The 14538-nt window shown below is 29.9% G+C and carries 8 protein-coding genes; 6 read left to right on the top strand and 2 right to left on the bottom strand.

The features are described from left to right. Positions 1-564 precede the first annotated feature (564 nt). Positions 565-3084: a molybdopterin guanine dinucleotide-containing S/N-oxide reductase gene (locus CAMP5082_RS04185; protein ID WP_337205997.1), complete on the bottom strand. Its 2520-nt coding sequence runs from the start codon at positions 3082-3084 to the stop codon at positions 565-567. Position 3085: 1 nt separating this feature from the next. Beyond that, positions 3086-3664: a cytochrome C gene (locus CAMP5082_RS04190; RefSeq protein WP_337205998.1), complete on the bottom strand. Its 579-nt coding sequence runs from the start codon at positions 3662-3664 to the stop codon at positions 3086-3088. 205 nt (positions 3665-3869) lie between these two features. On the opposite strand from CAMP5082_RS04190, the gene CAMP5082_RS04195 reads away from it, so the two are divergent. The 6 genes from CAMP5082_RS04195 to CAMP5082_RS04220 all read left to right on the top strand — a co-directional run bounded on the left by CAMP5082_RS04195 (position 3870) and on the right by CAMP5082_RS04220 (position 14528). Then, positions 3870-7661, top strand: coding sequence for a type IIG restriction enzyme/methyltransferase (locus tag CAMP5082_RS04195; RefSeq protein ID WP_337205999.1), 3792 nt, complete (start codon positions 3870-3872; stop codon positions 7659-7661). Then, on the top strand, positions 7661-9238 hold the full coding sequence (locus CAMP5082_RS04200) for a pentapeptide repeat-containing protein (RefSeq protein ID WP_337206000.1): 1578 nt from the start codon (positions 7661-7663) through the stop codon (positions 9236-9238). The genes CAMP5082_RS04195 and CAMP5082_RS04200 overlap by 1 nt, the downstream gene beginning before the upstream one ends. Before the next feature lie 108 nt (positions 9239-9346). Next, entirely contained in the window at positions 9347-10384 is a 1038-nt protein-coding gene (locus tag CAMP5082_RS04205; protein WP_114640696.1) for an AAA family ATPase, read from the top strand. Beyond that, entirely contained in the window at positions 10374-10949 is a 576-nt protein-coding gene (locus tag CAMP5082_RS04210; protein WP_337206001.1) for a DUF3226 domain-containing protein, read from the top strand. The genes CAMP5082_RS04205 and CAMP5082_RS04210 overlap by 11 nt, the downstream gene beginning before the upstream one ends. A 57-nt stretch (positions 10950-11006) precedes the next feature. Next, on the top strand, positions 11007-12950 hold the full coding sequence (locus CAMP5082_RS04215) for a BCCT family transporter (protein WP_337206002.1): 1944 nt from the start codon (positions 11007-11009) through the stop codon (positions 12948-12950). Positions 12951-12992: 42 nt separating this feature from the next. Beyond that, positions 12993-14528: an ABC transporter substrate-binding protein gene (locus CAMP5082_RS04220; RefSeq protein ID WP_337206003.1), complete on the top strand. Its 1536-nt coding sequence runs from the start codon at positions 12993-12995 to the stop codon at positions 14526-14528. Positions 14529-14538: the final 10 nt, after the last annotated feature.

Consider the following 14538-nt stretch of genomic DNA (forward strand, 5'->3'; position numbering starts at 1 on the left):
ATTTTTTATTGTTTTTATTTAGTGGTTTAGTCAGCTTGGTTATTGACTACAGATGGGCTTTAATTCTTATTTTTAGTTGTTTGATTTAGTTTTAGGTTTTTTATTATTCAGCTTGTAAAATAAATTATTTTAGTGTTAGGATGGTATAGATTTTGTTTTATAAGTAGTGTATTTGTAAGTGAGTTTGTGGTGGGTTTTTTGGCGGGATAGTAGTTTTCTAATAGCAATACTTTAATTTGATATTTGAAGCCATTGTGGTTGATAGGTTTTAGTTTTTACGTCTTTGTTTTTATTTGTTTTAATTGCTTATATTTTTTTTTAATCTGATAAATTTGGTTTTTACGTATTTTAGTTAGGTTAGGATTATGTGTTATGAAAATAGTAAATTAGTTGACTAATTTAGTTATTTAGTTGAATTGGTTTATTTTTAGCTTTTTTGTTTTTGGTTGTATTATAAAGTGTTATACGTGATTTTAATTTATAATAAAATCTATAATAAGATACAACATATGGATTGAAAAATCTAGCTTTCTTAGAAGAAATTATCTTCTAAGAAAGAATGCTTTATTCAGCACCTTTTGGAGCTGTAAATGCTGTTATTTCAGGCGGTAATCCTTTGTATTTTTCTATATTTACTAAGCTTGTATGGGAAATGTTTCCGTTTGCTAATTCAGAAGTTGGCATATCAATAGTTAAGACATTTACATTTCCGTATTTGCACATTCCTTCATCATTTGGATCATACCAGCCACCTTCGCATAATCTTACAACATTTGGCATAATGTCTTTAGTTACCACAGCACCTGCGAGAACTTGACCTCTTTTATTGAAAACTCTTACAATATCACCATCTTTGATTCCAAGTTTTTTAGCATCAATAGGATTGATTAAGATAGGTTCTCTATCATTTACTGCATATTTTTCACGCAGTGAAGTATGGCACATTTGTGAGTGGAGTCTATTTGTTGGGTGATTGGTTAGTAGATGAAAAGGTGTTTCCTTGGTAGCATTTCCTAGCCATTCTATTGGTTCCATCCACATTGGATGTGCTTTGCAGTCTTTATAATTATACTTTTCGATAGTTTTTGAGTAAATTTCTATCAAGCCTGATTCAGTGCCTAGAGCATTTAAGATAGGATCTTCGATAAATTCAGAAAATCTAACCCATTCCATGCTTTCTATAGTTGGAGAAAAAGTTATAGGCTCGTTTTTCGCCCAAAATTCTTCAAAACTTGGCATTTTTGGTTCAAATACATCCCCATAAGCTTGAGTTTGTTTTAAAGCGCTATTGTAGTATTCTTTGATAAAATCTTTTGCATTTTTACCATTTTCAGTATAAGCATTAAATACATCATCTCCATACACTTTACAAATATCAGCAAAAATTTCATAGTCATCTTTACTCTCGCCTATTGGTAATACTGCTTGCTTCATTGGAACTATATTCATATTAGAATAATCACCACTCATGGTAATATCATCTCGTTCATAAGAACTTGTGGTAGGCATTACAATATCTGCCATTTTGGCAGTTGGAGTCCAATAAATTTCATTTACAACTATAGTTCTTGGTTTTTGCCATGCTTTTACATTATTGTTTGTATCTTGATGATGAACTATAGGATTTCCACCCGCCCAATAAATAAAGTCAATATCAGGATAGGTTATCTTAGAACCATTATTGTCTATAACTTTCCCAGGATTTAACAAAGCATCAGCTATTCTAGCTACTGGAAAAGAATAACTAGCAGCATTTTGTAGCCATTCGGCACCACCTTGACTAACTCCTGCTTTTGGTAACCCCTTAAATTTTCCATTTTCCCAAATTCCCACAGCTCCTGCTGTAATACCTCCTATAACACCACCTTTGCATGATGGAACCCCACCATTACTATAGTGATAGCTTAAGCCAAAGCCACCTCCTTTAGTACCAATTTGTCCGATCATTGAAGCTAGGGTTATTAACATCCAATGAGGTTGTTCACCATGATGAGCTCTTTGCATACCCCAACCACTCATGAGCATGGTAGGGTTATCATAAAAGCTTTCAGCTAGTGTTTTAATGGTTTTTTCATCAATCCCGCAAATTCTGCTTGCCCATTTTACATCTTTTTTAATACCATCATTCTTGCCATCTAAATAAGCTTTAAATTTATCAAAACCGCTTGTATAATTGTCTAAAAATTCATAATTGACTTTATTTTTTTCGATCAAATGACTAGCCATACCTATCATCATAGCAACATCTGTATTTGGTCTTGGGGAAATCCATTGTGCATTTAAAAATTTAGCAGTTTCAGTTTTTATAGGATCTATACAAATAACCTTAATCTTGCTATTTTTTAATTTTTCAAAATACTGCAAACCCCTTTGGTCGTTTGAAGTCCAAGCTATTCTTAAAGTGGCGATAGGATTAGCACCCCAAATAACTACTATTTTAGAATGTTCTAAAATATTTTCCCATGAAGTTTGTTGTTCATAAACTTCAATAGAGCCTACAACATAAGGCATGATCACTTGAGAAGCTCCGGTTGAGTAATCTCCAGTAGTCCCTACAAAACCACCTGTGATATTTAAAAATCTATGAAGTAATATTCTACAATTTTGCATATTTCCGCTAGATTTCCACCCATAACTTCCACCAAATATGGCTTGAGTTCCTTTTTGCTCTCTTGTTTTTTTAAGTTCTTTTGCTATAAGTTTTATAGCCTCATCATAACTTACACGCACAAATTCATCTTTTCCTCTAAGCTCAGGTTTTGGGTTGTCAGGATTTTCAAGATAACTTTTTCTTACATAAGGATATTTCACACGTGATTTATAGATCATATCTGCTGTATAGTGTTGTAAAGGATTGTCAATTTGTGTTACTTTTTCCCATGGCTCACTTTTGATCACAATGCCATCTTTTATGGTAAGCTTTAAAATTCCCCAATGTGCTGCTGTTATAACGCTTCCATTTTTTACTAAACCTGAATTTATAGTTGAAGCTTCAACATTTTTTCCCATAACTAAACTAGGAACCAGAGGCAATACACTTAAACCAGCACCAATTTTTAAAAATTTTCTTCTATCAAGCCCCATTTTATTTTACCTCCTTAAAATCTTTTGCATTTTTTTGTAAATACTGTATCACTAACCAATGATCTTTTTTATCAATTCCTGTTCTATTTACCATTGATCTAAAAGTAGCAGGCCAACCATTAGTGCTAAATTCACTTTCTTTATGAACGCTATGACAAATTCCACAGTTATTCATATAAAGTTCTTTTGCTTTTATAAACATTTCTTTATTGCTTTTTGTAAAATCTTTCTTATCAGTCCAAACTTCTATGGTAGTTTTATCCCATTTGCCATTTTTACTTTTAATGTAGGTTTTAAAATCAAGTTTTGTATTTTTAGAAAATGCAGCAACTATGATTCTTTGACTATCGTTATAATAAAGCACAGAAGGCGAAGCAGGATTAACATAGCCTGTGATCTTGACTAAAACTTTATCTCCATCAGTTTTTAATATTTCAAAAGGATTTGTAGGTAGCAATCTACCAACAGCTTTTGTGTCATTTTTGCTTAAGTAAAGTGAGCTTACTTCACTTGTAAAAAATTCATTTTTAGCACAAACAAAAGAAACAAGTGCTAAGCAGAAAACCAAAATTTTTCCCATTTTGCCTCCTTGATATTTTTTGATATAAACTTATTGTATATCAATAAAATTAAAAATTTCTTAGCACAAAAATCACAAAATTAAATATTATTTAATAATTTTTTATTGATTTGTAATTTATTTGTTTTTATATTTTCACAAAGTCTTTTCAATCCTTTAAAGTAAATTTTAGTAAAATACAAAATATTTTTTATAAAGGTTAAAAATGCACTTTACTTTGTTAAATGAAAAAGATTTTTTCAACCCCTACTACCGCAAAAAGCAAATCACACAAAATGAATTTGACACTTTTTGTAAGGCTTTAACGCAGTACATAAAAAGACTTGAAAGCTCACAAAGTGAAAATGAAGACTATCTTGTGGCTAATGCACTTAGTCCATTTTTAACCACGCTAAATTTCAAAACCCACATCAAAACCAAGCAAAAAGGCAAAAGTGAGATTGATTTAGCCATCGCTAAAGATGAGCTTAGCAAAGACTTAGAAGTTCTCATCGAAGCTAAAAAGCCCAACTCAAAAGAATTCATCACCCACACAAAGCTAAATTCTAAAGCCTTACATGAGGCTATTTTGTATTATTTTAGAAATAGAGAACATAGCTTTAGCTTGAAATTTATCATCATCACAGACTTTTATAAATTTTACATTTTCAAAGCTAGTGAGTTTGAAGAGCTTTTTTATAAAAACACAAGCTTTAAAAAGCTTTTTGAAGAATTTCAAAGCTCAAATTCACTTTTTAAAGGCAACAACGATGAATTTTACAATGAAGCAAGCAAACTCATAGAAAATTTCAAAGAAAGCTTAAAAGGCTTTTTCATCGACTTGGCGTTTTTAAAAGACAAGCAAAAGTCAAATTTCAAAAACCTAGCAAGCATTTTTAAAACCTTCCACAAAGACTTTTTGCTAAATGAATTTAGTCCAAATGACGCAAACTCACTAAACAACGCATTTTATAAAGAGCTTTTATACATCCTAGGTTTAAGCGAGAGCAAACAGCTTTCTAAATTCATCATCACACAAAGTGAGCAAAGCAAGCAAGCTCAAGGCACGCTTTATCATCTCATAGCGAGCAAACTTCCAAAGCATGACTTTGAAGAGGTGTTAAAATTCATCATACTTTGGCTAAACCGCATTTTATTTTTAAAGCTTATCGAGTCTAATTTAGTTAGATTTAATGATGATAAAACCCTTAAATTTCTAAACTATGAAAAAATTCCAAATTTTACTACCCTTTCACACCTTTTCTTTGATATCTTAGCTAAAGAAAAGCACACAAGAGCGCAGAGTAAATTTAGCTATTTGCCTTATTTAAATTCATCACTTTTTGAAAAACAAGCCATCGAAAAAACCACGCTAGAAATCGCCACTTTAGAAAATGACGCTTTGCTAGAGTATCACCCGCACACGCAGTTAAAAGATGACAAAGGCAAAAGCAAAAAAGGCAAAGTAGGTTTGCTTGAGTATTTGTTTGAGTTTTTAGACAGCTTTGATTTTGGAGCAGATGAGCAAAGCGAAGAATTCATCAAACAAAAAGAACTCATTAACTCAAGCGTTTTAGGAAATGTCTTTGAAAAGCTAAATGGCTACAAAGAAGGTAGTTTTTATACCCCAAGCTTTATTACTTCATATATGTGTAAAGCAAGTATAGAAAAAGTCGTGCTTGATAAGTTTAACCATACTTTTAAGCTAAATGCCACCAAGCTAAGCGAGCTAAGAACCCAGCTACGCCAAGAAAAAATCCCTCAAGAACAAAAACTAGCCTTGTTAAATTCCATACGCATTTGCGATCCTGCGGTGGGAAGTGGGCATTTTTTAGTTTCAGCTTTAAATGTCATGCTTATGGTGCATTATGAGCTTGGTTTGTTTGAAGAGGATTTTTACCTAAGCGTACAAAATGATGAAATTTTAGTGCAAAATCACAAAGGCCAGTTTTTAGAGTATAAACGCCCTGATTTTGACAAAGACAAAACCCACCTCTGTCAAAAAGAACTTTTTGAGCGTAAAAAAGATATCATAGAAAACAACCTTTTTGGAGTAGATATCAACCCAAACTCATGTGAGATCACTAAACTAAGGCTTTGGATAGAGCTTTTAAAACACAGCTTTTATGAAAGTTTTGATGATACAAATTATCATGATCTTAAAACCCTGCCAAACATCGATATTAACATAAAATGCGGGAATTCGCTTATAAGCTATTTTGAAATTCACAAAAGCCTTTCTCACTACCCCAACATCAAAGAACGCATGGATAAATACAAACGCATAGTCAAAGACTACAAAGAAGGCTTTTACACCGATAAATCTCTCATCACAAAAGAGATCAAAAACCTCAAAGAGTCTTTTAAAAATTTCTGCTTAAAAGACAAATTTGCCAAAGAGATCAAGCAACTTACCAACGGCGCTAATGAATACTCTAAAAAATACGGCGATTTTTTAGCACAAGATGAAAAAGATGAGAATTTTAGAGCATTTTTCTCTAAAAATATGTTTGAATTTGACTTTGATGAAAGTGCTGCTAAGAAAGAATTTAAAAAGCTTAAAAAGCTTTATGAGAGTATATTTGACTTAGAAAGTGCAAATCCTTTTGAATGGCGTTTTGAATTTAGCGAAGTGCTTGATGAGGGTGGGAGCTTTCAAGGGTTTGATCTCATCATCGGCAATCCACCTTATATAAGAATACAAGGGCTAGATAAAAATTTATCGCAGTATTATAAAAAACATTTTAAAGTGGCAAGTAAAAATTATGATATATATATTTTGTTTGTAGAGCAATGTTTTAAGCTTATAAAAAATAAAGGCACAATCGCTTTTATAATGCCTCATAAATGGATTAATGCTGATTTTGGGTTAAATTTAAGAAAAATTGCAAAAGATAAGATTAGCAAGATTATATCTTTTGGGGAATTTCAGGTTTTTGATGCTTCAACATATACCGCTTTACAATGGTTTGAAAATAATTCTTCGCATTTGAAATTTATTCAAACGGATAAAAATATCAACTCAAAAGAAGAAATGTCAAATTTTATTTTTAATTTACAAGAAGAAGATTTTAAAATTATAGACAATAAAAAACTATCTTCATCATTTTGGAGTTTTGAAGAAAATTTAAATCAAGAAATTTTCTTAAAAATCAATCAACATATATTGGTAAAGGATTTATTTAGGGTTTTTGTAGGCTTGCAAACAAGCAAAGATAGTGTTTATTTTTTAAAAGATTGCAAAGAAAATAAAAATCTAGTTAAAGGATATTCTAAAGAGCTTAATAAGGAAGTGGAGATAGAAAAAGAAATTTTAAAACCACTTTTAATGGGTGATAATTTTCATAGATATGAAAAACCTGTTTCAAATTCAATGGTTTTGTTTCCTTATTATAAACAAGATGATGTAAATGCTAAAGCAAAAATGTCTCTTTATGATGAAAAGGAATTAAAAGTTAAATTTCCAAAAGCTTGGAGTTATTTAAAAGAGTGTGAAAATGTTTTAAGAGCAAGAGAAAATGGAAGATTTGACAATGCAAAATGGTATCAATTTGGCAGAACACAAGGCATAAACCAAGAGAATATAGAAAAATTACTTTGTCCAGATATTTGTAATAATACTCATTTTGCTTTTGATAATCTCGGAAAATTTTATTTCACTACAACTATTTATGGTTATGTTAAAAATGAAGAATATAAAAATTTAGATTATAAGTATTTAATAGCTATTTTAAATTCATCATTAACTTGGTGGTTTTTGCAAAAAACTAGCGTTGTGATGAGAGGTGGATTTTATAGGATTAAACCAGCTTATATAGAAAAATTTTGCATACCAAAAATAAATTCTAAAAATGAAAAATTAGCAAACGAGCTTATAAGCTTAGTCGATGAGATTTTAGTTTTAAAAGAACAAGACAAAAATGCAGACACCAAAACCCAAGAAGACAAAATAAACTCTATCGTTTATAAACTTTACAACCTAACCGAAGAAGAAATAAAAATCATCGAGGGTAAGTAATGAATGAATTTGATAAAGAAAAAGCTATAGAAGATATAGTAAATGGATTAAATGTAGAGAGAGATAAAATAGTCTATACAAACCTTTTAGATAAATTTCAAATTGGTGATTATTCTGTATTTCACTTGTTTCAAATCAATGAAAGTTGTATTTCTATTACTGATGCTACAATTTTTCAAAAGTATAATTTGCATTTTTTTGCATGTGAAATACCATATTTGCGTTTAGACTTTTTTGAAAATTTTATAAAATTTCAATCATGTGTTTTTAAAATTGATTTTACAATAAGAAGATCTAGTGGAAATATATTAATAGAAGATAGTATCTTTAAAGGACATTTTAATATTTCTCGAATTGAAGAAGAAAAGTGTAAAATACATATCAATGGAAATACTTTTAAAGAAGTAAGTATTTTCTATAATAAATGTTTTAATTTTAATTTCGAAAATAATTCAATTCAGGGTATTACTGTAAATGAAAATTTATTCAAAAATGCTTATTTTAATTATAATATTTTTGAGGAGTGTGTATTTTATAAAAATTCTTTTGAGAAATTATCTTTTTATGGATCTATTTTTAAAAAATCTTTTAAATTTTTTCAAAATACTATAAGAGATAGTTTAAATATTGTAAATGTAAGATTGGATTTTACTTTTAACAATTTACAAAAAATAATTAATGCAAACAATCAAACAAAATTTTTAGAACAAAATGCAAATGATTTTAGAGATTCTTTTAGAAATTTTAAAAGTGCTTTGATAAAAGATAATAATCTTTTAGAAGCTTCAAATTTTCACAAATACGAGCTTTATTGTAAAGAGATAGAGTTAAAAAATAAAAAAGGTAAAACTCTTAAAGATATAGTAGATAAATGGCAACTCTTTTTTTACCGTAAACTTTGTGATCATCATACAGACTTGCTAAAGGTGTTTCATAATCTACTTATAATCATCATGCTTTTTAGCGTTTTTTCTTTTGTGCTTGATAAATTTAAACAACCCAGCATAGAAAATAATGCAAAATATCACATCATTCAAGTAGATACTAACGAAAGTTATATCTTTAAAGAACACAATAAAACGACTTATAATTTTTTATCCTTGAATATAGAGCAAGAATTTAAAAACTTGGATAGTTTATTATCTAAAACTGAGATTTATTTTTCTCTCGGTTTTGTATTGCTAGTGATTTTTGTTGCTTTGTTGAATAAACAATACTTATGGTTTTTGCTTTTGCCTTTGTTTGTAGGGGTGGTTTATTACATAGGATTTCCTGTGTCGATTATTACTCATTTTATGATTATAATGCTATTTGCATGCACTTTTGTATTTATAATGGTTTTTGATAGTAAGCCTGAAAGATTTCTTTTTGTAAGTGTTTCTTATATAGTTTGCATTTTTGCACTACTTGCAAAACCTAGTTTAATGCTTCCTGTGTTTGGAAGCTTTTTAGAAAAAGACACCAACGCTACTTATCCTTTACTGCTTAGTTTATCGGTGGTGTATTTTATACTTGTAGCTTTAGTGATATTCTCACTCCAAAAAACCGCACGTAAAAACTCCATAGTGCCAAGCTAAAGCTTGGCTTTTTTTATTTTGTGTTATTGTAAAAATTTAGCTTAAAAGATATATAATTAAAATCAAAGAATAAATCTAGCATTAAATCAATTTTTCTTAGGAATTTAAATGATTAAAACTATAAAAATTACAAATTTTAGAGGTTTGAAAGATTTAGAAATCAAAGATTTTAAGCGTTTTAATATTTTTGTCGGAGAAAATAGTTGTGGTAAAACGAGTATCTTAGAAGCTATTTTTATGTGTTATAGTCAAGAAGAAGCAAATTCTTTGATAAGAATTCAAAATTTTCGTCGCACTATGGTAATACCTGCTAATCTTTCTAGTATTTTTTATAATTTTGATTTTTTAACACCAGTTAAAATACACTCAAACTATGATGAAAAAAACATCCAAGTTCAAATTCAACCAAAAACTGAAAGTGAAAGCATTTCTCAAGAAAAATTTAAACAAAGTTCTATGCTAGAGCAAAATATCAATGGTTTAAATTTCACAAGAATACACGAAAAAAAAGAATTTAACTCTCATTTTAGTGTTCAATTTAATGGCGATATACAAGATTCCACCAAAAGCGACGAGCAACTTCCACTTTTAGCTTTATACCTTCCAAGTGATATAGAGCAGTGGGGTTTGAAGTATTTTATTGATATTGTAAGAAAAGAGAAAAAAAGAGATGAGCTTTTGGGGTATTTAAGACTTTTTGATGAGAGAATTATCGATATAGAAACACAAGCAAATAGTGTTTTGGTTAATCTTAAAAACATAGAAAAGTTGATTGATATTAATTTTTTAGGTGAAGGGTTTAAAAAATACACTTGCATACTTGCTTTAATGCTAGCAGCAAATCAATGGCATACGCGTTTTTGCGTTTGTATAGATGAGATTGAAAATGGTCTGCATTTTTCTAGCACGCAAAAACTTTTAAAAAGTATTTTAAAATTATCAAAAAAATTAGATTTTCAATTCTTTTTTACCACTCATAGTCTTGAATTTTTAGACATAGCAAGAAAAATTTTAAATGATGAGAGTAAAATATTTAAAGTAGCTTTAACAGAAAAAGGCATTAAGACTTATTCGTATTCTCAAAATGGCGAAGCTTATTTCACTCTTGATAGGATAGATCCTAGAGGAGAAAATAATGAAAATTAATATTTTTGTAGAAGGAAAGCATGATAAAGAATTTTTAGAACAATATTTAAATTTTTTAAAACTTCCAAATGCAAATATAATACCATGTGGAAAAAATCATCTTGATGAAGATGCTATATCTAAAATGGAAGAAGTAAAAGATAATAATGAAAAAATTTTACTTATTTTTGATACAGATAAAAATTTTAACTCAACATTAGAAAGGATTAAAAAAGAAAGTAAAGATTTATTACAAGATGAAAATATCTTTCTTTTTCCAAATAATTTTGAAAATGGAGAACTAGAAACCCTTTTATTTGCCATAGCCAAAGAAGCACAAATTTGTCAGTGCTTTGAAAATTATAAAAAATGCATAGAAAAGCTTAATCCACAATATAGTAAAAATATCCATAAAAAATCAGCTAGATTTGCTTATTTTGAAGCATTAGGTTTTTCTCCATCAAATGATGAAAAAGCTAAAAAAGCAAGAAAAAATTCTTATGCTGAAATTTTTGATTTTAATCACATAGCACTTAAGTCTCTGAAAGATTTTCTCATAAAGCATTATAATAGTTATTGTAAATAGGTTTTTTGCTCGTTTTTAGCTTATGGTATAATGAAAATTATCCAAAAAAGGAGTACCATGCTAAAGACAAGTTTTAAAAAATCAGTTTTTATCCCAAGCATTAGCATTATAATCATCTTAAGTCTTAGTTGTATTTTCTTGCCTAAACTTACAAATGATTTTATCAATCATATCAAAAGTGGTATTTTTGCAAATTTTTCATGGTTTTATGTACTAAGCGTGAGTTTTTTTGTGTGTTTTATGCTCGCACTTGCACTTTCAAAATTTGGCGATATCAAGCTTGGCGATGATGATGAAAAACCTCATTTTAAATTCACTTCATGGCTTGCTATGCTTTTTGCTACGGGTATGGGCGTGGGGCTTATGTATTTTGGTGTGGCTGAACCTCTTATACATAAAAAAGCCTTGCAAACAAGCGATGAAGAAGCTATGCTACATACTATCTTTCACTGGGGAATTCACCCATGGGCTATTTATGGGGTATGTGCTTTGGCTATGGCGTATTTTGGTTTTAGATATAAAATGCCTCTTAGCTTGCGTAGTGCTTTTTACCCTTTGCTTAAAGACAAAATTTATGGTTTTTGGGGAAATTTAGTCGATATGCTAGCTTTAATTGTCACGGTTTTTGGCATTAGCACTACGCTTGGTTATAGTGCTTCTCAGCTTAATGCTGGCTTTTTAAATTTAGGCATTTTAAGCGAACAAAGCTTTTTAGAACAAAGCGTGATTATAATTATCATCATTTCTTTAGCTACGCTTTCATCGATTAGTGGTTTGACAAAGGGCTTAAAAATTTTAAGCGAGGTAAACTTGGTTTTTGCAGTGTGTTTAATGCTTTTTGTACTTTTTTCAACCAACACCATTCAAATTCTTTCGCAATTTAGCTCTAATATTGGCAATTATTTGCAAAATTTAATTTCTTTGAGCTTTAAGACTTATTATTATGAAAAAGAAAATATAGAGTGGTTTAATAATTGGACTATTTATTATTGGGCTTGGTGGCTTAGTTGGGCACCTTTTGTGGGCTTTTTCATCGCTAAAATTTCTCGCGGTAGAACGATAAGGGAATTTATCTTTGGTGTGCTTGTAGTACCTACTAGTTTTAATATACTTTGGTTTAGTATTTTTGGTAATAGTGCTTTAAATTTCAATGATATTTTAAGCCCTTTTACTTCAGCACCTGAAAGCTTGTTTTTTTATTTTTTACAAAATTTTTCTTTTTCTTATTTTAGTTCTTTGTTTGCACTTTTGGTTTTAGCTTTGTTTTTCATCACTTCAGCAGATAGTGGGATATTTGTGCTAAATTCTTTAAGCAGTGGCGGGGTTCATGAGCCATACAAATGGCAAAATATCCTTTGGGGTTTTGTACTTGCACTTTTAGCTACTTCTTTGCTGTATTCAGGTGGTTTGGGAGCGATTTTAAGTATTACTATGATAGTGGCTTTACCTTTTGCATTTTTGCTTTGTTTGATGTGTTTTTCACTGCTTAAGGGTTTAATCGTAGATGTAAATTACTCTTTAACTAAGCTTAGTCAAAGCAGTGTGTATTTTTCAGGGGAATTTTGGCAAGAAAGACTAGCTAGAATTTTAAAACAAAGTAAAGAGCAAGACATACAAAATTTCTTAAATACTAAAGTCAAAAATGCTATGGAATCACTCAGCCAAAGCCTAAAAAACTACGGCTTAAAAACACAAATTGTTCAAGAAAAATCAAGTATAAGTTTGATTATAAAAAAAGAATTTGCAAAAGATTTTATCTATGGAGTGCAAGTAGTAAAAAAACAAGCAAGCCAAAGCATAATCGATGATAAATTTATGCCAACTTATTCTAAAGAATTTATTTTTGAGCCACAAACTTTCTTTGCTGATTCGCGTAATGGTTATAATATAGAGTATTTAAATGAACAAGAAATCATCGTAGATATACTAAAGCAGTATGAGAGGTATTTGCAACTTTTATTTGATGATAAAAATGAAATTTTTACCAAAGCTTATGATTAAAAAGCGTTATAATTTCACTTTATTTTACAAGAAAGGCCTTTTATGTTGAGATTTTTTATCATGCTTTTTTGTGCTTTAAATCTTTTTGCTGCTACGCCAAAAGATACGATTGTTATAGCAGTGGAGAATGAACCAGAGCGTATTAATCCTCTTTTTAGTGAAGATCACGATGTGGCAATTGCTCTTGTGTTTTCAGGACTTACACGCTTTGATGAAAATATGAATCTAGCGCCTGATCTTGCTAGTTCTTGGAAGGTTAGTAAAGATGGGCTTGTTTATGAATTTACTTTAAGAGATGATGTATTATGGCATGATGGAGCTAAATTTAGCGCTAAAGATGTGGAATTTAGTATAAATGCTTTAAAAGATGAGAAATTAAATTCGCCTTCAAAGGTAAATTTTGACGCAGTTAAAGAAGTAAAAATCATCGATGATTATCGTTTGTCCATTACACTTTCAAAGCCTTTTCCTGCATTTTTAGATGCTTTGAGTGTAGGGATTTTACCAAAACATTTACTTGAAAAAGAAAATTTAAACACTACTAAATTTAATCAAATGCCTATAGGAACAGGATCATATAAGCTAAAACAATGGAAAAAAGGCCAATATATGATCTTAGAGGCAAATGAAAATTATCATTTAGCTAAAGTAAAAACACCAAAACTCATACTAAAACACATTAAAGATCCAAGCATTAGTGCTATTGAGCTTAAAAACGGTTCTATTGATGTGGCTTTGGTTGATTTTGCTCTAGCTTCAAATTTTGCAAATGATAAAAACTTTAAAATGCTTATAGAACCTTCGGCTGATTATCGTGCTTTGATGTTTAATTTTAATCATGAGTTTTTAAAAGATCAAAATGTGCGTTTAGCACTAAATTATGCTATCGATAAACAAGCTATTATAAATTCACTTTTGCATTCTTTTGGAAAAGTAGCAAATCATCCTTTAGAAAAATCATGGGCAAATCCTAAAGAATTTGCAAGCTATGCTTATGATGTAAAAAAAGCAAATGAGCTTTTAGCAAAAGCAGGTTTTGTAAAAAATAAAAATGGTGTTTTAGAAAAAGATGGCAAAGAATTTAGCTTTGAAATGTATGCTATGAGTGAAGATCCACTAAGAATAGCTTTGGTAAATATCTTACAAAGTGAGTTTTTAAAGCTTGGCATAAAAGCAAAAGCGGTAGCTAAGCCAAGTGGAAGTTTTGATTATACGAAAATTGATAGCTTTTTGGTGGGTTGGGGTAGTCCTTATGATCCTGATTTTCATACCTTTAGAGTTTTTGCAAGCTCTCAAGATAGTGCTTTAAACTCAAGTGGATGGAATTTTGGCCATTATCAAAATGCTAAAGTTGATGAGGCTTTAACAAAGGCTAGAAATTCACTTGATGTAAATGAAAGAAAAAAACACTATAAAGAATTTATTGATGCTTTATATAAAGATCCTGCGTTTTTATTTATAGCTTATATTGATTATCCTTTAGTTTTTGCTAAAAATATCCAAGGTATAAAACCTCACATTTTAGGTCATCATGGGGTAGGTTTTACTTGGAATGCTTATGAGTGGAGCAAAAATTAGTGCTAAAACT

This window comes from Campylobacter sp. LMG 17559, from assembly GCF_024723605.1.
GTDB lineage: Bacteria > Campylobacterota > Campylobacteria > Campylobacterales > Campylobacteraceae > Campylobacter_D.